The organism is Nonomuraea aridisoli (assembly GCF_003236395.1).
In the GTDB taxonomy this organism is placed as follows: domain Bacteria; phylum Actinomycetota; class Actinomycetes; order Streptosporangiales; family Streptosporangiaceae; genus Nonomuraea; species Nonomuraea aridisoli.
This window is the reverse complement of record NZ_POUD01000067.1, coordinates 18,069-36,438: the sequence shown is the minus strand read 5'-3', so window position 1 is coordinate 36,438 and position 18,370 is coordinate 18,069. Positions and strand designations below refer to the sequence as shown.

Here is an 18,370-nt window from a genome sequence, read left to right as displayed (position 1 = left end):
GTCTCGCTCATAGTGGCCTCAGAGTGGCACGGCCCCGCTTGCCAAAACAGGGCCAATCACGAAAAGTGGCCTTATGAGGCACTTGTCCGCACAGCAGGTGGCGCGGCTCGTCACGCTCGACCCCGCGGCGCGCCCGTACTACCGCGCCCTGGCCGACGGGGTGCGCGCCCTCGTCATGGACGGCCAGATCCCCGTACGCGTCCGCATGCCCGCCGAACGCCACCTCGCCGAGGCCCTGGGCGTCAGCCGCACCACCGTCACCGCCGCCTACGACCTGCTGCGTGAGCGCGGCTACCTGGAGAGCCGGCGCGGCTCCGGCAGCTGGACCGCCCTGCCCGATCCCGCCACGACCGCCGACAACCCGTGGCTCGACACCGGCGACGGCCTCATCCCGCTGCACAGCGCCGCCCCGCCCGCCCCGTCGGCCCTCGCCGCCGCCGTCTCCCAGGCGGCCGAGGACCTGCCCCGGTACGCCATGGGCAACGGCTACGACCCCCTCGGCCTGCCGGCGCTCCGGGAACGCATCGCCGCCCGCTACACCGCGAGGGGAGTGGCCACCAGGCCGGAGCAGATCGTCGTCACCACCGGCTCCCAGTTCGCCATCCACCTCGTCATGGGCCTGCTCGTCGGGCCGGGCGACCCGGTGCTGGTGGAGTCGCCGACGTACCCGCACGCCCTCGACGCGGCCCGCCGGCGCGGCGCCCGGATCGTGCCGGTCGGGGTCTCCCACGAGGGCTGGCAGCCCGACCTGGTCGCCGCGGCGCTGCGTCAGTCGGGGGCGCGCCTGGCCTACCTCATGCCCGACTTCCACAACCCGATGGGCGCTCTCATGCCCGACCCGGTGCGCGCCGCCGTCGCCGAGGCGGCCCGGCGCACGGACACGATCCTGCTGGTGGATGAGACCTGGGCCGAGCTGGGCCTGGACGAGGTGCCCGCCACGTCGCCGGCGGCGGCCTTCGACACCGACAACCGGGTGATCAGCATCGGCTCGGCGGACAAGCTGTGGTGGGGCGGCCTGCGGATCGGCTGGATCCGCACCACCGCCGCGCTGGCGCGCCGCATCGCCCTGTTCCGCTCCTCGGCCGACATCGCCAGCCCCGTGCTGGAGCAGCTCGTCGTGGCGCGCCTGTTCGACCGGCTGGAGGAGACGCGCGCCGAGCGCCGCCGCGCCCTGCGCGCCTCGCGCGACGCGCTCGTCTCGGCCCTGGGCCGGCACCTGCCGGAGTGGACCTTCACCGTGCCGCCCGGCGGCGGCGCCCTGTGGGTACGCCTCGACCGCGGCGGCGCCACCCCGCTCGCCGAGGCCGCGACCGCCCACGGCGTACGCCTCGCGCCCGGCCCCTGGTTCGGCCCCGAGGGCACGCTTGAGGGCTGCCTGCGGCTGCCGTACACGCTGCCGCCCTGCGTGCTGGAGGAGGCGGTCCCCCGGATCCGCGCCGCCCGCGACGGGGTGTCCGGCTCGGCCCGCGTGCCCGACCCGCTGGTCGCCATGGTGTGAGCCGATGGTCTGAGCCGATGGTCTGACGCTAGTCGCCGAGTCCCCTCGCCAGCGGGGCCCGCCACTTGCGGCGCATGGCCGCGATGCGCAGCCCGAAGGCCAGCAGCGCCGCCGCCAGGGTCGCCGGCCAGCCCTGCAGCCCGTACGCGTACAGGCCCGCCATCAGCGCCGAGCCCACCAGGGCGGGCACGGCGTAGAGCTGGCGGTCGTACAGGAGCGTGGGGATCTCCCCGGACAGGATGTCGCGGAGCATGCCCCCGCCCACGGCCGTCGTGACGCCGAGGAGCGTCGCGTGCAGCGGGCTGAGGCCGTACTCCATGGCCTTCTGCGTGCCGACGGCGCAGAACAGGCCGAGCCCGGCCGCGTCGAGCACGAGGATGGCCGGCATCACCCGGGCCACGTGCGGATGCCAGAAGAAGACGATCACCGTCGCGGCCACCGGCACCAGCACGTAGCCGACGCTCTGGAAGGCGGCCGGCCGCACGTTGAGGATCAGGTCGCGCACGACGCCGCCGCCGAGCGCGGTCATCCCGGCCAGGACGCCCATCCCGACCACGTCGAGCCGTTTGCGCACTCCCATGAGGGCCCCGGACAGGGCGAAGACGAAGACGCCCGCGAGGTCGAGAAGATGGAACACGCTGGAAGGTCTACCGCATGGCGGGTTCGTGGTGCTCGGCCATCATCACCCGCAGCCGCCGCGTGAACATGAACAGCGCGATCCCCGCCACCACCGCGAGGGCCGCCAGCAGCAGGTAGTACATCGGCTCGGACAACACCTCGCCGAGCCGCCCGGTCTGCCCGCCGACCGCGTCGCCCACCGACACCGCGATGAACCACAGGCCGAGCATCTGCCCCTTGAACGCCTCGGGCGCCAGCTTCGCCGTCACCGACAACCCGACCGGGCTCAGCGACAGCTCCCCGAACACCTGGACGAGGTAGACCAGCACCAGCCACCACACCGACACCCGGCCGGTCCCGGCCAGCGCCGCGGCCACGGCCATGACCACGAAGCTCAGCCCCACCATGACCAGCGCGAACGCGAACTTCTGCGGCGTGCTCACCCGCGTGCCCAGCTTCACCCACAACGCGGCGAACACCGGCACGAAGATCATGATGAACAGCGGGTTGAACGCCTGCGTCGTGGCCGGCTGGATCGGGATGCCCAACATCGACAGCTCGGTGTGGTCGCGGGCGAAGAACAGCAGCTTGCTCGGCGCCAGGTCGTAGATCATCCAGAAGACGGCCGCCGCCACGAACAGCCACATGTACGCCTTCATCCGGATGCGTTCGTCGTCCGTCAGGCCGTGGCTGCCGAGCATGATGTAACCGAAGTACACCACTGGCACGATGAGGATGACGATCGTGACCGCCACCGTGAACCGGTCGATGGTGAGCGTGCCGGTCGCCGCCCACGCCGCGAGCGCCACCACTGTCAGCGCCGTGCCGAGGCCGGCCAGGCGGCCGAAGCGGCGCCGCTCGTCCGGCGTCAGCCGCATGCCGGGACGCTCGCCGACGCCGCGCAGGTGTTGCCTGCCCCACACGTACTGCGCCAGGCCCAGCGCCATGCCGACCGCGGCCGCGCCGAAGCCGAGGTGCCAGCGGTCGCCGGCGGCCAGCCAGCCGACCACGAGCGGCGCGAAGAAGGCGCCGAGGTTGATGCCCAGGTAGAACAGCGAGAACCCGGCGTCGCGGCGGCCGTCGTCCTCCTCGGGATAGAGCCGGCCCACCATGACGGAGATGTTCGGCTTGAGCAGGCCGGTGCCGGTGATGATGAGCGCGAGCCCCAGCCAGACGAAGAACGGCGTCGTCACCGGGATCGCCATGCTGATGTGCCCCAGCATGATGACGAACCCGCCCCAGAAGACCGATCTGCGCGCGCCCAGGATGCGGTCGGCGATCCACCCTCCGGGCAGCGCCACCAGGTAGATGAGCGCCCCGTAGACGCCCACGACCGCCTGGGCCGTCACGTCGGACAGGCCCAGCCCCTGGTTCGCCGGCGAGGCGGCCATGAACGTGGCGAGGATCGCCCGCAGGCCGTACCAGGAGAACCGCTCCCACATCTCGGTGCCGAACAGCGTGGCCAGACCTCGTGGGTGACCGAAGAACGTCCTGCCACCGCCGTCACTCATGCACAACCCCCGTCCTGTAACTAATCGATCACTTTATGTCAAGCGCTTCGGTGCTTCGGCCGGAAGGTCTTGTCGCTACCCCTTGTCTGTGGTGCGATGCGGGCACGTTCCTGCAAGTGAACACTGACCGGAGGCGGGTGCCATGGCCGAAGTCCTCGAAGTGCGCGCCGAGATCGAGCAGGAGATCTCGGGGCTCACCGTCTGCGAACAGCTCAGGCGGACCGCCGAGCAGTACCCCGACGCACCCGCCTACTCCGGCCCGGACGGCGACGGCTGGGCGACGCTCACCTACGGGCAGGCGCGCACACGGGTCCTGGAGATCGCCGCCGGGTTCGCCGCGCTCGGATTACGGCCGGGGGAGCCGGTGGCCCTCATGATGGTCAACCGCAGCGAGCACGTCCTGGCCGACCTCGGCGCCGTGCACGCGGGCGGCGTCGGCTGCACGGTCTACTCGACCTTCGCGCCCGACCAGATCGCCTTCGTCGCCTCCGACGTCGGCGCCCGGTACGCGGTGCTCGGCGGCCCCGCCGACCTGGCCCGCTGGCAGCCCGTGCTCGACCGGCTGGACGACCTGCGCACGATCATCATGCTGGAGGGGGCGCCGGCCGGCGACCGGTTCATGAGCTGGGCCGACTTCCTCGACCTCGGCCGGCGCCGGCTCGCCGAGGACCCCGCGGCGGTCGAGCGGCGCTGGCGCGCGGTCACGCCCGGCGACGTCGCCACCGTGCTCTACACCTCCGGCACCACCGGCAGGCCCAAGGGCGTGCCGCTGACGCACACCAACATCTTCTACGAGGTCGCCGCCACCCAGCGGATGGCCGACCTGCCGATGCGCGGCACGCAGATCTCCTACCTCACCTACGCGCACATCGCCGAGCGTGTCCTCAGCCTGTACCTCCCCCTGGTCAAGGCCTCCCACGTGCACTTCTGCACCGACCTGGCCAACCTGGGCACGGTGCTCGGGCAGGTGCGGCCGATGATGTTCTTCGGCGTGCCGAGGGTGTGGGAGAAGATGATGGCCCGCCTGCTCGCCGTCCTCGCCACCCAGCCGGAGGAGCAGCAGGCCGCCGTGCGCGCCGCCATGGCGGCGGGCGCCGCCTACATCGAGGCCGGCCAGTACGGCCACACCCGCACGCCCGAGATCACGGCCGCGTACGAGAAGGCCGAGGCGTCGTTGTTGTCGGTCATCCGCGGCATGATCGGGTTCGACCGCGCCGAGTGGACCGCCACCGGCGCCGCGCCGCTGCCCGCCGAGGTCCAGCGCTTCTACGCCGGTCTCGGCCTCAAGGTCATCGACGTGTACGGCATGACCGAGACGACCGGCGCCTTCACCGCCAACAGCCCCGACTGCTACCGCCTCGGCAGCGTCGGCAGGCCCGAGCCCGGCGTCGAGGTCCGCATCGCCGAGGACGGCGAGATCCTCACCCGCAGCCCGCTCAACACCGCCGGCTACGTCAACCGCCCCGAGGCCACCGCCGAGCTCCTCGACGCCGAGGGCTGGCTGCACACCGGCGACATCGGCACCGTCGACGAGGACGGCTTCTACCGGGTGGTCGACCGCAAGAAGGAGCTGATCATCACGGCCGGCGGGGAGAACATCTCGCCCGCCGAGATCGAGAACCACCTCAAGGAGCACCCGCTCATCGGCCAGGCCCTCGCCTACGGCGACAACCGGCCGCACCCGGTGGCCGTGCTCACCCTGGACGGCGAGATCGCGCCCGGCTGGGCGCGGGCGCGCGGCATCACGTCCGGCTCGCTCGCCGAGCTGAGCGAGCACCCGGACGTCCTCAAGGAGGTGGAGGCCGCGGTGGAGGCGGCCAACGCCAAGCTGGCGAGGGTGCAGCAGGTGAAGAAGTGGGCGCTGCTCGGCACGGAGTGGACCGCCGAGACCGAGGAGCTCACCCCGAGCCTCAAGCTCAAGCGCCGCGTCATCCACGCCAAGTACGCCGACATCATCGAGTCCCTCTACGCCGACTCCTGACCGCTCCCGCCGGGCTTTGCCAAGGGGGGCGCGTGTCGGGGTCCTGGTCATTACCGACCGGTTCCTACCGTCTCGATCATGACCAGAAGCCTTCTTCTCGTCTCGCTCGCGGCGGGATCCCTCACGGCGCCCGCGACCGGTGCCGCCGCCTGGGCAGCCGCCGCGACCGAGCCCGAAATCCGCTCCATCACCGTACGTCCCGAGCACCCCGTGGTCGGCGCGCAAGGCTCCGTCCGCCTGGTGATCGACGTGATCGCCAGGGGGGTGCGGGGCAAGAACGGCGTCACCGTCAAGGTCGAGCCTGGCGATCCTCCGGGGCCGGTCCTGGCCGACAAGCAGCCGGCGCCGGAGGTCGAGCAGCCGGCGCCGACCCAGCCGCCCGTCGAGGTGCCCATCCAGCCGCCGCCCCAGTCGTCCGTCTACGCGCCCGCGCAGGTCCCCGGCCAGATCCGGCCGCCGTCCCACGTGCTGGCCCTGGGCAGGGGCCACGGCTCCGCCCAGACCTCCGTCCCCGCCGCGGCCGCCACACCACCGCCGAACGCCGCCCCGGACTCGCGGGCCGCCTCGGACTCCCGGGACGCCTCCGTCGGGCCGGACTCCATGGCGCGGCCGGGAGCAGAGGGCGCCGCGCCGGGCGTCTCCGGTGCGCCGGGAGCGGCGCCGGCCGTCGAGCCGGAGCCCCAGTACGAGTGGATGCCTGACCGGCCCGAGCCGCGCCCCCTCAACCCGCAGCCCCTCAACCCGCAGCCCCTCAACCCGCAGCCACTCGACCTTCAGCCGCTCAAGCCTCAGCCGCGCGACCTTCAGCCGCTGGGCCCGAACGACCGGATGCCGCTGAACCCGCAGCCCGGCCCGGCATCCAAGGACGGCGCCACCGCGCAGGAGGCGCCGCCACTCCCGCCGCACATGGTCCGGCGCACGGCCGCGGCCCGCGTCGCGGACGGCTGGCAGACCTGGCGCTTCCTGCCGGACAAGAGGCTCACCCGCTACTACCCGGCGGGCACCTGGACGATCACCGCGACCGCCACGGGGGCGAACGGCGCGACGATCAAGGAATACGCCTCGTTCGAGCTCCGGCGGGAGACCAAGCTCTCGTCGGTACGGGTGGAGAAGTCGCCCCGCGCGGAGACCGTACGGGTGCGGGGCTCGCTGCACCGCGTCGACCCGCGCGGCCTGACGGACTACGGCCCGTTCGGCAGGCAGCGGCTGGAGCTGCTGTGGCGTCCGGACACGTCCTCGGACTGGCAGAAGGCGGGCGAGGCGACGACGGACGCGGCCGGAGCGTTCGTCGGCACGGTCAAGGGCCGTACGAGCGGCTACTGGCGGGTCCGCTACTCCGGAACCGCCCATTACGCACCAGACATCTCGAAAGCTCACCAAATCGCCCAATAAGGCGATAAACGTAATTAAATAAGGCGTTGCAGCTATCTTCGTTGCCGAATCGTGATCTGCCGCATTGCAACTTTTCCGTACTGTTACGCGTCATTGGCGTTTGACGTCCCCTGAATTGGGGGGTGTTCTCACACGGGGAAGGAATTCTGCAGTGATGATGCGACGTCTAGCCGCCGGCCTCGCGGCCGCCGCTTTGGGCGCCACGATGGTGGCCACCGCCGCCTCGCCCGCGCTCGCCGACGATCCGGGTCTCGACCCGGATGTCGCCGGCGGCCGCACCAGCCTCCACCTCGACGCGAGCCCCGAGCCCGCCTGGCGCGGCAAGCCCATCACCCTCTCGGGCAAGCTCTCGGTGCAGTGCGACGCCGACTACATCAGTGGTCTCGTCTCGGTGCACCACGCCGACACCTGCAAGAAGCAGGAGCGCTGGCACCGTCTGGCCTGGAAGCGGGTCGTGATCCTCTTCCAGCCCGCGGGCAGCGGCAAGTGGGAGTACGTCGACACCGTCCGCACGAGCGGCAAGGGCTACTTCAGCACGAAGGTGCCCGCCCGCACGTCGGGCACGTGGCGCGCGGTCTTCGAGGGCGCCAGGTGGCTGTCCCCGTCGGAGGGCACGGACTGGCTCAAGGTCATCGGCCACCGCCGCTGACCCCCGGTCCACCCGCTGACGACCGGCCCACCGGACCGGCCTCCCGAGCCGGCACGACTGGGGTGGCCCGCCCGGGCCGACCACCTGGATCGGCAGAAAGAACGCCCGGCCATTGCGGCCGGGCGTTCGCCATATCTGCAGGTCGTCCTGTAATTCCGTGCGCCTTTCCCATGCGCTTTCGCGAAAGTTCAGGCATCACGGTATTTCGCGGCAACGGCACCCCGCCGCCCGCCGCGAACCCCAGCTCAAGCCGCGACTGCTACGTGAAAACAGCGACCTGAACCCGGTGGTGCGCGGGCCGTTCCGCCTCGTCCACGATCGCCCGCGCCACGTCCGCGTACGAGAAGGCAGCTCCGCCCTCGGCGGGCACCCGATTCCCGCCGACCCGATACCGCCCCGTCCCCGGCGATTCGGCGTCCAGGATCACGGGCGGCGGCGCGATCACCACCCAGTCGAGCGCCGACCCCTCGAACACCTCGAGCTCCGCCGCGTGCCCCAGCGAGAACGTCCGCGCGTCAGCCGGAAAGCCCGGCGTGTCCACCAGCCGCACCCCCGGTGCCACCTCCAGCAGCGAGCCGATCCCCAGCGCCACCAGCCGGGAGACGCCGGCCCCCGCCAGCCCGTCCACGAGCGCCCGGGCCGCCGCGGGAAAGAAGTCCCGCGCGGGAACGTCCAGCCGCGCCGCCACCTGCACCGCCACGTCGTGCCCGGCCGCCGCCTCGGCCACGCTGCCCGCATCGGTGACGTCCCCGGCCACAACCCGCACCCGCCCACCGTCCACGTCGGGATACCGGCCGGTCACTCGCACCCGCTCAACGCCCGGCTCGGGACGCCAGCTGCTCTCCCGCACCTGCCCACCATCCGGCTCGGGGTGCCGGCCGGGCTCCCTTACCTGTTCACCGGCCGGTTCGGGGTGCCGGCCGGGATTGCGTGCCCATTCACCGGCCAGGTCGGGATGGCGGTCAGGGGTTCGTACCACGGCCGTCACCTCGTGTCCGCGCCGGGCGGCCTCCGCGACCACCCGCCGTCCGGCTCGCCCGCCGGCGCCGAACACCACGATCCTGCTCATCACGCACTCCGTCCCGCGGCCGGACCGTCCGGCCGTCCCGGCAGACCGTAAGGGGCGGTATGTCGCTTTCCGCAACGATAGTGACCCCCACCAGCGGAGACCGCGCGCCTACGATGGCGGGATGTCCGAGCCGCTCGATCCCGACATGTTCGCCGGATGCCCGCCGGTCACCGGGCCGGTCCGCATCGGCGACAAGTGGACCGCGAAGATCATCCGCTGCCTGGAGTCCGGCCCCCGGCGCTTCACCGAGCTGCAGGCGCCGCTGCGCGGCATCACCCCGAAGGTCCTCACCGCCTCCCTGCGCGCCATGGAACGCGACGGCCTGCTCACGCGCACGGCGTACGACGAGATCCCGCCCCGCGTCGAGTACGCGCTGACCGACCTCGGCCGCAGTCTCATCGAGCCGATGAACGCCGGCTGCGCCTGGTCGCGCGCGCACCTCGCCGAGCTGACCGAAGCCCGCGCCTCATGGCAGGCCGGCTGACGACGCGCCCGCCGGGCCGGGAAACGGCCGCCTGACGACGCCGCCCGTGGGCCGGGAAGTGGCAGGGTAGGCCGCATGAGAGTGCTGATCCTCGGCGGCACCTGGTTCCTGGGCCGCCGCATAGCCGAACGCCTCGCCGAGCGCGGCGACCAGGTTCTCATCGCCCATCGCGGCTCCGCACGCTCCGATCCCGGCGTGCCCGGCGCCCACCTGCGCACGGACCGCCACGACCTCGCCCGGCACGCCGGCCAGATCGAGGACTTCGCCCCGCAGGCGGTGATCGACACCTTCGCGCTCACCGGCGCCGACGTCGACGCCGTCCTGCCGGTGCTGCCGCACGTGCCCTCCGTGGTGCTGTCCAGCCAGGACGTCTACGAGGCCTACACCGGCCTGCAGACCGGCCAGTGCCTGTCGCCCGTGCCGATCAGCGAGGAGTCGCCGCTGCGCCGCGAGCGCTACCCGTACCGCGGCAAGGGTTATCCCGGCGTGCCCGACGACTACGAGAAGCTCGACGTGGAGGCGCGCTGGCTCGAGCGCGGCGCCGTCGTCCTGCGCCTGCCCTTCGTGTACGGCCCCCACGACTATCAGCGCAGGGAGGAGCCGATCCTGCGCCGGGTCCGCGCAGGTCGCGACAGCATCCCGGTCGGCGCCGCCAACCTCCTGTGGACCAGGGGCCACGTCGACGACATGGCGACCGGCGTGCTGGCGGCCCTCGACACCCGCGCCGCCGACGGCCAGGCGGTCAACCTGGGGGAGGCGACCACGGTCCCGATCGGGGTGTGGTTCGAGCAGATCCTGCGCGCCTCCGGCTCCCGCACCCGCCTGGAACGCGTGCCCGACGACCGCCTCCCGCCCGACCTCGCCCTGGCCGGCGCGCCGGCGCAGCATCTCCTCGTCTCCTCGGCCCGCGCCGAGAGGCTCCTCGGGTGGGCCCCCGGCGATCCCGAGACCAGGGTCGCCGAGTCGGTCCGCTGGCACCTGGCCCACCCGCCGGAGGGCGGCTGGACGGACGCCGACGCCGCCGCGGACGACGCCGCCCTGGCCGGACCATGACCCCGACCACGGGTTCTGTCACGAAAAGCGGGCATTCGCGGGGTAACGAGGAATCGATCTAGGGAACAATGTGTTGTCGAGGCTGAGGACCGGACTCCCCGCGCCGGACGTCGGCCGACGTAGTCTGTGCGTCTGGCGCTCTGGCGAACGAACAAACGAACAGGAGGTGACGCCCCATGTTGCGAGACTCGTTCGGACGGGTGGCGACAGACCTGCGGGTGTCCCTCACCGACAAGTGCAACCTGCGCTGCACGTACTGCATGCCGCCCGAGGGCCTCGACTGGCTGCCGAACGCCCAGCTCCTGACGGCCGACGAGATCGTCCGCCTCGTGGCGATCGGCGTCGAGCGGCTCGGCGTCACGGAGGTCCGCTACACCGGCGGCGAGCCCCTCCTCCGCCGTGAGCTCGTCGACATCGTGAGCCGCACCACCGCGCTGGAGCCCCGGCCGCAGGTCTCCCTGACCACCAACGGCATCGGCCTGGCCCGCCTGGCCGAGCCGCTGGCCGCCGCGGGCCTCGACCGCGTCAACGTCTCGCTCGACACCCTCGACCCCGCCACGTTCAAGCGGCTCGCCCACCGCGACAGGCATGCCGACGTGATCGCCGGCCTCGCCGCCGCCGACCGCGCGGGGCTGCGTCCGGTGAAGGTCAACACGGTGCTGATGCGCGGCGTCAACGACCACGAGGCCGTGCCGCTGCTGCGCTGGTGCCTCGAGCAGGGCTACGAGCTGCGCTTCATCGAGCAGATGCCGCTCGACGCCCAGCACGGCTGGAGCCGCGACGAGATGGTCACCGCCGACGAGATCCTGCAGCTCCTGTCCGGCGAGTTCGACCTCGCGGCCGACGACCTCGAAGAGCGCGGCAGCGCCCCCGCCGAGCGGTTCCTGGTCGACGGCGGGCCGGCCCGGGTGGGCGTGATCGGCTCGGTGACGCGGCCGTTCTGCGGCTCCTGCGACCGCGTGCGGCTCACCGCCGACGGTCAGGTGCGCAACTGCCTGTTCGCGACCGAGGAGTCCGACCTGAAGACGGCGATGCGCGCGGGCGCCTCCGACGAGGAGCTGGCCGAGCGGTGGATCGCGGCGGTGGCGCGCAAGCGCGCGGGCCACGGCATCGACGACCCGTCCTTCCTGCAGCCGTCCCGCCCCATGTCCGCCATCGGCGGCTGACGACTCCCCGCGCGACACCATCACCGATCTGAGGAGACTCGTATGCACGTGCTCAACGAATGGACGAACCTGGCCTGCAAGGAGCTGGGCCTCGACCCGGCCCAGGTGGACCGCGACAAGATCCTCGACCTCACCAAGGAGGTCGCCCACAACGTCGCCCGCCCGGCCGCGCCGCTGACGGCGTACCTGGTGGGGCTCGCCCAGGGGTCGGGGACGGCCTCCGAGGACGCCGTGGAGCGGATCGTCGCGCTGGCGAAGAACTGGGGGCAGGCGACCGAGGAGACCCTGACCGACAGCTGACACACGAATCAACTGCTGAAGTCAAGGCGCCCCCGCCTGAGGATTTCCTGTGAATATCGGGGCGGGGGTGAGTGTAAACGATTTCGGGAAAGCGGCCCTATCCGACGGGGCCGGCAAGCCCGGTGGTTGATCAAAACGTCGCCGGAAAAGGGCGACGCCGGGTGGTTACGGGGGCAAACCACCCGGCGTCGCTTCATCGGCGTTCCGACGGGGGCCCGGAACGCCGGCACCAGCACTCCGACGGGGGACCGGAGCGCTTGGCTAAAGCGTACACCTACAACCCATGGGATGCGTCAAGACTTAGTCACGACCCGATCTCGCGTCGATGCAGCGGTATCTCGGTTTGGTTAGCCTCAGGCGACTGATTGGTCTGTGACGGGGCAGGTTCGCCCCTCTCATTGGCCCCGATTACGGCTATGTATGGCAAAAAGACCGCAGCGGCGATGAACAGCAGGCGGTAGGGCCACGGAACGGGCACGACCACCGCCAGGATCAGGCAGATCGTACGGATGCCCATCTTGATGAGGTAGCTGATCTCACGCCTGCGAATGTCGTCGGTCAGCGACGGCTTGGCGTCCGTCACCTGGTGGACGTCCGGCTTCTTGCGCCACCCCTTCATACCTTCCACGGTAGACCCAGGGGGTGGTGGTCGCCACCGCGCCCCGGAGCGGGCACGGGGTCATGTGATCATGGCCTTTCAGTAAGGGAGGACGGGGAGATGACGGATCGTACGTACCGGGTCACCGAGATCGTCGGCACGTCGGAGGAGAGCGTCGACGAGGCCATCCGCAACGGCCTGCGCAGGGCCGCGCAGACGCTGCGGCACCTGGACTGGTTCGAGGTGACGGAGATCCGCGGGCACATCGAGTCGGGGGAGGTCGCCCACATCCAGGTCGGCATGAAGGTGGGCTTCCGCCTGGAAGACGCCTGACGCCCGTCAGAGCGCCTCACGGCCCCGCCTGGGACCCCAAAGGGGCACCCCCGAGCCGCACGGCGCTGAGCAGCGCGCTGGGGCGTGACAGGGCCGTCGGCCTGCGTGCGGCCGACGGGATGCGGTGCTGTCGCCGTACGACGGCATGAACGACCGGGAATCGGCGCGGGGGCCGGCCGCGCGCAGGCCCGGCTACGTCCCGGCGCGCGCTCGACGACCGCCGTCTCAGCAACCGCGCCACGGCGACGCACCGCCTTGGCTCCGGACGGGGAGACGGCGGTGCGGGTCGGCTTCGGACGCGGAACTCGGGCTGTGGGTCAGCTTGCCTGGCTGACTGTGGACATGTTGAAGTCGGGCACGCGCAGGGCCGGCATGATCGTGCGCTGGAAGTAGTCGTTCCACTCGCGGGGCAGCGTGCGCTCGCTCGCGCCCACCTCCGTCACCCGCCCCAGCAGGTCGACCGGGCTCTCGTTGAAGCGGAAGTTGTTCACCTCGCCCACGACCTCGCCGTGCTCGACCAGGTAGACGCCGTCACGGGTCAGCCCGGTCACCAGCAGGGTCTGCGGGTCGACCTCGCGGATGTACCACAGGCAGGTGACCAGCAGCCCGCGCCGCGTCGAGGCGATCATCTCCTCCAGCGACGGCGACGGCCCGCCGCCGGGCCCGCGCATGATCAGGTTGTCGATCGCCGGGGTCACCGGCAGCCCGCTCAGCTCGGCCGAGTAGCGGGTCTGCAGCAGCGCCTGCAGCCGGCCGTCCCTGATCCAGTCGGTCGGCGCCAGCGGCAGCCCGTTGTCGAACACCGAGCTCTCCCTGCTGGCCGCGTGCGCCGTCACGAACGGCGCGCACGCGATGCCCTCGGCCCCCGGGTCGCTCGACAGCGTCACCGGCAGCGTGGCCAGCTGCTCGCCCACCCGGGTGCCGCCGCCCGGCTTGGAGAAGACCGAACGCCCGTCGAGCGCGTCCCTGGCGCCCGCCGACCAGAACAGGTAGATCATCAGGTCGGCCACCGCGCTCGGCGGCAGCAGCGTCTCGTAGCGCCCCGCGGGCAGGTCGACCCGCGTCTTGGCCCACTCCAGCCGCTGCGCCAGCGAGGAGCCCAGCGCGGCCACGTCGACGTCGGTGAAGTCGCGCGTGGACACGCCCGTCCACGCCGAGCGCTTGAGGTCGGCCGACTTGGCGTTGACCTCCAGCCGCCCGGCGGGCTGGTCGTGCCGCAGCCGCACGCCCGTCGACGTGCCGAGGAAGGTGGTGGTCAGCGAGTGCTCGGCGAAGCCGTACAGCCTCCTGCCACCCGCCTCCGCGGCGGCGAACGCCTCGCCGAGCGCGGGCGCGAACCGCTCGAACACCCCGATGTCGGTCGGGCGTACCTCGTCGTCCCAGTGCGGCGAGGCGGCGCCGGCCTCGACCAGCGGGCGGGCGTCCTCGGCGGGCCGGGCGTCGCGCGCCGCGGCGTCGGCCGCCGCCACCACGTCGGCCAGCTGGTCGGGACGTACGGCCGCGCGCGACACCACGCCCACGCCCTGCCCGGCGATCGAGATCACGGTCAGCCGCGAGGAGCGGGCCACCCCGTTGGTGGTCAGCGTGTTGCCCGCGAAGCGCAGGTTGGCCGTGGAGCCCTCGTCCACGAGCACCACGCAGCCGTCGTTGCGCGACAGCTCCAGCGCCCGCTCCACCGTCTCCTGCGCGGAGGTCTGGACCGACAGCTCGCTCATTTCCCGCCCTCCTGCACCGTGTTGAGAATCCGCACGCCGCGGAACAGCGCCGACGGGCAGCCGTGGCTCACCGGCGCGACCTGCCCGGGCTGTCCCTTGCCGCAGTTGAACGCGCCCCCCAGCACGTACGTCTGCGGCCCGCCGACCGCCTCCATCGACTGCCAGAAGTCGGTCGTCGTCGCCTGGTAGGCGAAGTCCCTGACCTGCCCCTCCAGCTTCCCGTGAGAGATCTTGTACGCCCGCTGCGCCGTGAACTGGAAGTTGTAGCGTTGCATGTCGATCGACCAGCTCTTGTCGCCGACGATGTAGAGGCCGCGCTCGACGCCCGCGATCATCTCGTCGGTCGAGGGCCCGCCGGGCGCCGGCACCAGCGACACGTTGGCCATCCGCTGGATCGGCATGTGGCCGGGCGAGTCGGCGAAGGCGCACCCGTTGGAGCGCCCGAACCCCTTCATCAGCGCCATCCGCCGGTCGAGCTGGTAACCCACCAGGACGCCGTCGCGGATGACGTCGAAGCTCTGCCCCTGCACGCCCTCGTCGTCGTAGCCGATCGTGGCCAGGCCGTGGGTGACCGTGCGGTCGCCCGTGACGTTCATCAGCGGCGAGCCGTACACCAGCTCGCCCAGCTGGTCGAACGTGGCGAAGCTGGTGCCGGCGTAGGCGGCCTCGTAGCCGAGCGCCCGGTCGAGCTCGGTGGCGTGGCCGATCGACTCGTGGATCGTCAGCCACAGGTTGGAAGGGTCGATCACCAGGTCGTAGTCGCCGGCCTCGACCGAGGGCGCGGCCAGCTTCTCCGCCAGCAGCTCCGGCAGCCTGGCCAGCTCGTCCTGCCAGTCCCACCCCGTGCCGGTCAGGTATTCGTAGCCGCGGCCGACCGGCGGCGCGAGCGTCGACATGTCGTCGAAGCCGCCCTCGGCCGCCTTCATCGCGTTGAGCTTCGGGTAGACCCGCACCCGCTGCTGGGTGGTCACCGTGCCGGCCGTGTCGGCGTAGAACTTCTGCTCCTTGACCTGCAGCAGCCGGGCCGAGACGTGGTCGGCGCCCTTCAGCAGCCCGGCCGACCAGTCGGCCAGCAGGCCCACCTTGTCGGCCTGCGCCACCTCGAACGGGTCGACGTCGTACGCCGAGACCCACACCGCCTCGGCGTGCACCGGCTCGGGCGCCAGCTCGATGGGCTCCCGGTTGATCGGGGCGCTCACCTCGGCCACCCGCACCGCCTGCTCGGCCACTGTGGCGGCGGCCTCGGGCGTCAGGTGGATGCCGGCGGCGAACCCCCAGGTGCCGCCCTTGACCACGCGCACGGCGTAGCCCAGGTCGTCGGCGTCCATGGCGCCTTCGAGCCGGGCATCATAGAGACTCAGCGTCTCCGCGCGCACGCGCTCGAGGCGGAAGTCGGCGTGTTCGGCGCCGAGGTCGCGGGCGCGTTGCAGGGCGGCGTCCGCCAGCTGCCGCAGCGGCAGCTCCAGGAAGTCGGGATCGATCTGGCGCATGTCCACGATCCTAACCCTGTGATCTTGTGCCACCCGGACAAGCGGATACCCGCCGGTAGGGGATAGCGTCAATTGTCATGGCACGCTCTGTACTCGTCACCGGGGGCAATCGCGGCATAGGCCTCGCGATCGCCCGTGAACTCGCCGCGGCGGGCGACGCCGTCGCGGTCACCTACCGATCGGGGGAGCCGCCCGAGGGCCTGTTCGGCGTGCGCTGCGACGTCACCAGCATGGCCGACGTCGAGGCCGCCTTCGACAAGGTCGAGGCCGAGCAGGGTCCGGTCGAGGTGCTGGTGTCCAACGCCGGCATCACCAAGGACACCCTGCTGGCGATGATGAAGGAAGAGACCTTCACCGACGTCGTCGACACCAACCTGACCGGCGCCTACCGCGTGGCCAAGCGGGCCATCCGGCCCATGATGAAGCTCAGGCGCGGCCGGATCGTCCTCATCTCCTCCGTCGTCGGCGTGACCGGCCAGGCCGGGCAGGCCAACTACGCCGCCTCCAAGGCCGGCCTCATCGGCTTCGCCCGCTCCCTGGCCCGCGAGTACGGCTCGCGCGGCATCACCGCCAACGTCGTCACGCCCGGTTTCGTGGCCACCGACATGACGGCCGACCTCGACCACGAGGCGATCGTGACCAACATCCCGCTCGGACGGCAGGCCACCCCGGAGGAGGTCGCGCGCGTCGTGCGGTTCCTGGCGAGCGACGACGCCTCCTACATCACCGGGGCCGTGATCCCGGTCGACGGCGGACTCGGAATGGGGCACTGACGTGGGCATTCTCGAAGGCAAGCGGATCCTCGTGACCGGCGTCCTGACCGACGCCTCCATCGCGTTCTCGGTGGCCAAGCTGGCCCAGGAGGAGGGCGCCACGGTCGTGCTGACCGGGTTCGGCCGGCTGAGCCTGGTGGAGCGCATCGCCAAGCGGCTGCCGGAGCCCGCGCCGGTGCTGGAGCTCGACGTCCAGAACACCGACCACCTCGACACGCTGGCCGACCGCGTGGGCGAGCACGTCGAGGGGCTCGACGGCGTCGTCCACTCGATCGGCTTCGCCCCGCAGACCGCGCTCGGCGGCAACTTCCTCAACACCCCGTGGGACGACGTGGCCACCGCGCTGCAGGTCTCGACGTACTCCTTCAAGTCGCTGGCGGTGGCCTGCCTGCCGCTGATGAAGGAGGGCGGCGCGGTCGTCGGCCTCGACTTCGACGCCTCCAAGGCCTGGCCCGTCTACGACTGGATGGGCGTGGCCAAGGCCGGTCTCGAGTCGTGCAGCCGCTACCTCGCCCGCGACCTCGGCAAGCAGAACATCCGCGTCAACCTGGTGGCGGCCGGTCCGCTGCGCACGATGGCGGCCAAGTCGATCCCGGGCTTCAAGGAGTTCGAGGACAGCTGGCCGGACAAGGCCCCGCTCGGCTGGGACCTGTCCGACACGCTGCCGGCGGCCAAGGCGTGCGTGGCGCTGATGTCCGACTGGTTCCCCGCCACGACGGGTGAGATCGTCCACGTGGACGGCGGCGTCCACGCCATCGGAGCCTGAGCCGGGCCGGCCCCCGAGCGGGGCCGCCCACCGGGCGGGCGGCGCGCCATGGGGGCGCGCGCCGCCCTTCAGTCGTGTCAGGCCAGCCGGTGACGGCCGTTGCCCGCGCGGGCGGGCTCGAACGGGATCGACTCCACCGGCTCCGCACGGTGGCGGCGCTGCTGCACGATCCGGGTGGCCAGCACCGCCGAGCCGAGCAGCGCGATCGTCAGCACGGTGCCGAGCACGTCGGAGGCCGGCGGCGTGGGCCGCACGACCCGGCGGTCCTGCATCGGCACGCTCAGCTCGTGCGCGAACGGGTTGGGCCACAGCAGGTCGACCCGCGGCCTGTCGGCGTCGGCCCGTTTCTCGCGTACGGGACGCGGGGTGTCCATGCTCTGCGGCCGGCTCTCCGGCCGCGTCGTGACGGGCGGCACCACCGCGGTGTCGCGCTCGTCCTGGCGCTGCTTGCCGGGCCGCTTCGTACGCTCGGGTGAGGGCGTCGGGCGGCGCGTCGGCTTGTCGACGATCCCGTGCTCCACGCAGGCGGGCACCCCGCGGCAGACATCCTCCAGGTTCTCCGGCACCAGCGCCGTGCGGGTCGGGCGCGAGGGCTTCGGCGTCCGCGACGGCTCCTCCTGCTCTTCCGCCTCCGACGGCCGCGAGGTGGGCGTGTCCCTCTCGGAGGGCTTTTCTGAGGGCTTGGCCGAGGGCCTGGTCGTCGGCACGACCTCGCCGACGCGGCCCAGCACCTCGTCGGTCGTCTTGTCCACGCCGTCGGTCAGCTTGTCGGTGGCCCCGCCGGTCAGGGTGTCGACCGTGCCGGTGACGACGTTCACCACGTCGCACAACGTGTTGGTCACCCCCGAGAGCAGGCCCCCCTCGCGCGAGCAGTCCTGCGCGTCCGCCGCGGCGGGCGCCCCCATCGGGACGGCCACCAGCGCCACCGCGAGAACTCCAGCCGGGATCGCGGTCCTGCTCCCCATCCGTCCCCG

18 protein-coding genes are annotated in these 18,370 nt (G+C 72.0%); 11 read left to right on the top strand and 7 right to left on the bottom strand.

Going from position 1 to position 18,370, the window contains the following annotated elements:
- Positions 1-73: 73 nt before the first annotated feature.
- Positions 74-1,498, top strand: coding sequence for a MocR-like transcription factor YczR (gene yczR / locus C1J01_RS18155; protein WP_111180155.1), 1,425 nt, complete (start codon positions 74-76; stop codon positions 1,496-1,498).
- 28 nt (positions 1,499-1,526) lie between these two features.
- Here yczR and C1J01_RS18150 read toward each other — a convergent pair whose 3' ends face one another.
- The gene (locus tag C1J01_RS18150; protein ID WP_111180154.1) at positions 1,527-2,135 is read right to left on the bottom strand and encodes a trimeric intracellular cation channel family protein; all 609 of its coding nucleotides are present in this window, start codon (positions 2,133-2,135) and stop codon (positions 1,527-1,529) included.
- A 10-nt stretch (positions 2,136-2,145) separates the two neighbouring features.
- The gene (locus C1J01_RS18145; protein WP_111180153.1) at positions 2,146-3,627 is read right to left on the bottom strand and encodes a peptide MFS transporter; all 1,482 of its coding nucleotides are present in this window, start codon (positions 3,625-3,627) and stop codon (positions 2,146-2,148) included.
- A gap of 142 nt (positions 3,628-3,769) precedes the next feature.
- Here C1J01_RS18145 and C1J01_RS18140 point away from each other — a divergent pair, with 142 nt between their 5' ends.
- The 3 genes from C1J01_RS18140 (at position 3,770) to C1J01_RS18130 (ending at position 7,649) form a co-directional block, all read left to right on the top strand.
- Positions 3,770-5,608 (top strand): AMP-dependent synthetase/ligase, encoded by a 1,839-nt coding sequence (locus tag C1J01_RS18140; protein WP_111180152.1) that lies wholly within the window; start codon positions 3,770-3,772, stop codon positions 5,606-5,608.
- A 78-nt stretch (positions 5,609-5,686) separates the two neighbouring features.
- The gene (locus C1J01_RS18135; protein WP_111180151.1) at positions 5,687-7,000 is read left to right on the top strand and encodes a hypothetical protein; all 1,314 of its coding nucleotides are present in this window, start codon (positions 5,687-5,689) and stop codon (positions 6,998-7,000) included.
- Positions 7,001-7,154: 154 nt separating this feature from the next.
- A complete protein-coding gene (locus C1J01_RS18130) occupies positions 7,155-7,649 on the top strand; it encodes a hypothetical protein (RefSeq protein ID WP_146615643.1) in 495 nt (164 codons plus the stop codon).
- A gap of 259 nt (positions 7,650-7,908) precedes the next feature.
- Here the strand turns inward: C1J01_RS18130 and C1J01_RS18125 are convergent, their stop codons facing one another.
- Positions 7,909-8,718 carry an NAD(P)-dependent oxidoreductase gene (locus tag C1J01_RS18125; protein ID WP_235854505.1) on the bottom strand — a complete coding sequence of 270 codons (810 nt, stop codon included), beginning with the start codon at positions 8,716-8,718 and terminating at the stop codon, positions 7,909-7,911.
- 121 nt (positions 8,719-8,839) lie between these two features.
- Here C1J01_RS18125 and C1J01_RS18115 point away from each other — a divergent pair, with 121 nt between their 5' ends.
- The 4 genes from C1J01_RS18115 (at position 8,840) to C1J01_RS18100 (ending at position 11,721) form a co-directional block, all read left to right on the top strand.
- Entirely contained in the window at positions 8,840-9,202 is a 363-nt protein-coding gene (locus tag C1J01_RS18115) for a winged helix-turn-helix transcriptional regulator (protein WP_111180149.1), read from the top strand.
- 75 nt (positions 9,203-9,277) lie between these two features.
- Positions 9,278-10,255, top strand: coding sequence for an NAD-dependent epimerase/dehydratase family protein (locus C1J01_RS18110; RefSeq protein ID WP_146615642.1), 978 nt, complete (start codon positions 9,278-9,280; stop codon positions 10,253-10,255).
- Between the two features lie 176 nt (positions 10,256-10,431).
- A complete protein-coding gene (gene moaA / locus C1J01_RS18105; protein WP_111180147.1) occupies positions 10,432-11,421 on the top strand; it encodes a GTP 3',8-cyclase MoaA in 990 nt (329 codons plus the stop codon).
- Between the two features lie 42 nt (positions 11,422-11,463).
- On the top strand, positions 11,464-11,721 hold the full coding sequence (locus C1J01_RS18100) for a DUF6457 domain-containing protein (RefSeq protein ID WP_111180146.1): 258 nt from the start codon (positions 11,464-11,466) through the stop codon (positions 11,719-11,721).
- 304 nt (positions 11,722-12,025) lie between these two features.
- On the opposite strand, the gene C1J01_RS18095 is transcribed toward C1J01_RS18100, so the two are convergent.
- Positions 12,026-12,340, bottom strand: coding sequence for a DUF3099 domain-containing protein (locus tag C1J01_RS18095; protein ID WP_111180145.1), 315 nt, complete (start codon positions 12,338-12,340; stop codon positions 12,026-12,028).
- Positions 12,341-12,439: 99 nt separating this feature from the next.
- On the opposite strand from C1J01_RS18095, the gene C1J01_RS18090 reads away from it, so the two are divergent.
- Positions 12,440-12,652, top strand: a complete 213-nt coding sequence (locus C1J01_RS18090; protein WP_111180144.1) for a dodecin — start codon at positions 12,440-12,442, stop codon at positions 12,650-12,652.
- Between the two features lie 317 nt (positions 12,653-12,969).
- Here the strand turns inward: C1J01_RS18090 and C1J01_RS18085 are convergent, their stop codons facing one another.
- Both C1J01_RS18085 and C1J01_RS18080 read right to left on the bottom strand, forming a co-directional pair.
- Positions 12,970-14,367 carry a metallopeptidase TldD-related protein gene (locus C1J01_RS18085; RefSeq protein WP_111180143.1) on the bottom strand — a complete coding sequence of 466 codons (1,398 nt, stop codon included), beginning with the start codon at positions 14,365-14,367 and terminating at the stop codon, positions 12,970-12,972.
- Positions 14,364-15,857 carry a TldD/PmbA family protein gene (locus C1J01_RS18080; protein ID WP_111180142.1) on the bottom strand — a complete coding sequence of 498 codons (1,494 nt, stop codon included), beginning with the start codon at positions 15,855-15,857 and terminating at the stop codon, positions 14,364-14,366. The genes C1J01_RS18085 and C1J01_RS18080 overlap by 4 nt, the downstream gene beginning before the upstream one ends.
- Positions 15,858-15,934: 77 nt before the next feature.
- Here C1J01_RS18080 and C1J01_RS18075 point away from each other — a divergent pair, with 77 nt between their 5' ends.
- Both C1J01_RS18075 and fabI read left to right on the top strand, forming a co-directional pair.
- Entirely contained in the window at positions 15,935-16,630 is a 696-nt protein-coding gene (locus tag C1J01_RS18075) for a beta-ketoacyl-ACP reductase (RefSeq protein WP_111180141.1), read from the top strand.
- A gap of 1 nt (position 16,631) precedes the next feature.
- Complete coding sequence (fabI, locus tag C1J01_RS18070; protein ID WP_111180140.1) at positions 16,632-17,396, top strand: enoyl-ACP reductase FabI; 765 nt, start codon at positions 16,632-16,634, stop codon at positions 17,394-17,396.
- Between the two features lie 77 nt (positions 17,397-17,473).
- Here the strand turns inward: fabI and C1J01_RS18065 are convergent, their stop codons facing one another.
- Positions 17,474-18,361, bottom strand: coding sequence for a hypothetical protein (locus tag C1J01_RS18065; protein WP_146615641.1), 888 nt, complete (start codon positions 18,359-18,361; stop codon positions 17,474-17,476).
- Positions 18,362-18,370 lie beyond the last annotated feature (9 nt).

Bases quoted from the DNA above. Each gene is read 5' to 3' on its own strand.
- yczR (WP_111180155.1), top strand. From the start codon at position 74: ATGAGGCACTTGTCCGCACAGCAGGTGGCGCGGCTCGTCACGCTCGAC.
- C1J01_RS18145 (WP_111180153.1), bottom strand. From the start codon at position 3,627: ATGAGTGACGGCGGTGGCAGGACGTTCTTCGGTCACCCACGAGGTCTG.
- C1J01_RS18140 (WP_111180152.1), top strand. From the start codon at position 3,770: ATGGCCGAAGTCCTCGAAGTGCGCGCCGAGATCGAGCAGGAGATCTCG.
- C1J01_RS18135 (WP_111180151.1), top strand. From the start codon at position 5,687: ATGACCAGAAGCCTTCTTCTCGTCTCGCTCGCGGCGGGATCCCTCACG.
- C1J01_RS18130 (WP_146615643.1), top strand. From the start codon at position 7,155: ATGATGCGACGTCTAGCCGCCGGCCTCGCGGCCGCCGCTTTGGGCGCC.
- C1J01_RS18125 (WP_235854505.1), bottom strand. From the start codon at position 8,718: ATGAGCAGGATCGTGGTGTTCGGCGCCGGCGGGCGAGCCGGACGGCGG.
- C1J01_RS18115 (WP_111180149.1), top strand. From the start codon at position 8,840: ATGTCCGAGCCGCTCGATCCCGACATGTTCGCCGGATGCCCGCCGGTC.
- C1J01_RS18110 (WP_146615642.1), top strand. From the start codon at position 9,278: ATGAGAGTGCTGATCCTCGGCGGCACCTGGTTCCTGGGCCGCCGCATA.
- moaA (WP_111180147.1), top strand. From the start codon at position 10,432: ATGTTGCGAGACTCGTTCGGACGGGTGGCGACAGACCTGCGGGTGTCC.
- C1J01_RS18100 (WP_111180146.1), top strand. From the start codon at position 11,464: ATGCACGTGCTCAACGAATGGACGAACCTGGCCTGCAAGGAGCTGGGC.
- C1J01_RS18095 (WP_111180145.1), bottom strand. From the start codon at position 12,340: ATGAAGGGGTGGCGCAAGAAGCCGGACGTCCACCAGGTGACGGACGCC.
- C1J01_RS18090 (WP_111180144.1), top strand. From the start codon at position 12,440: ATGACGGATCGTACGTACCGGGTCACCGAGATCGTCGGCACGTCGGAG.
- C1J01_RS18085 (WP_111180143.1), bottom strand. From the start codon at position 14,367: ATGAGCGAGCTGTCGGTCCAGACCTCCGCGCAGGAGACGGTGGAGCGG.
- C1J01_RS18080 (WP_111180142.1), bottom strand. From the start codon at position 15,857: ATGCGCCAGATCGATCCCGACTTCCTGGAGCTGCCGCTGCGGCAGCTG.
- C1J01_RS18075 (WP_111180141.1), top strand. From the start codon at position 15,935: ATGGCACGCTCTGTACTCGTCACCGGGGGCAATCGCGGCATAGGCCTC.
- C1J01_RS18065 (WP_146615641.1), bottom strand. From the start codon at position 18,361: ATGGGGAGCAGGACCGCGATCCCGGCTGGAGTTCTCGCGGTGGCGCTG.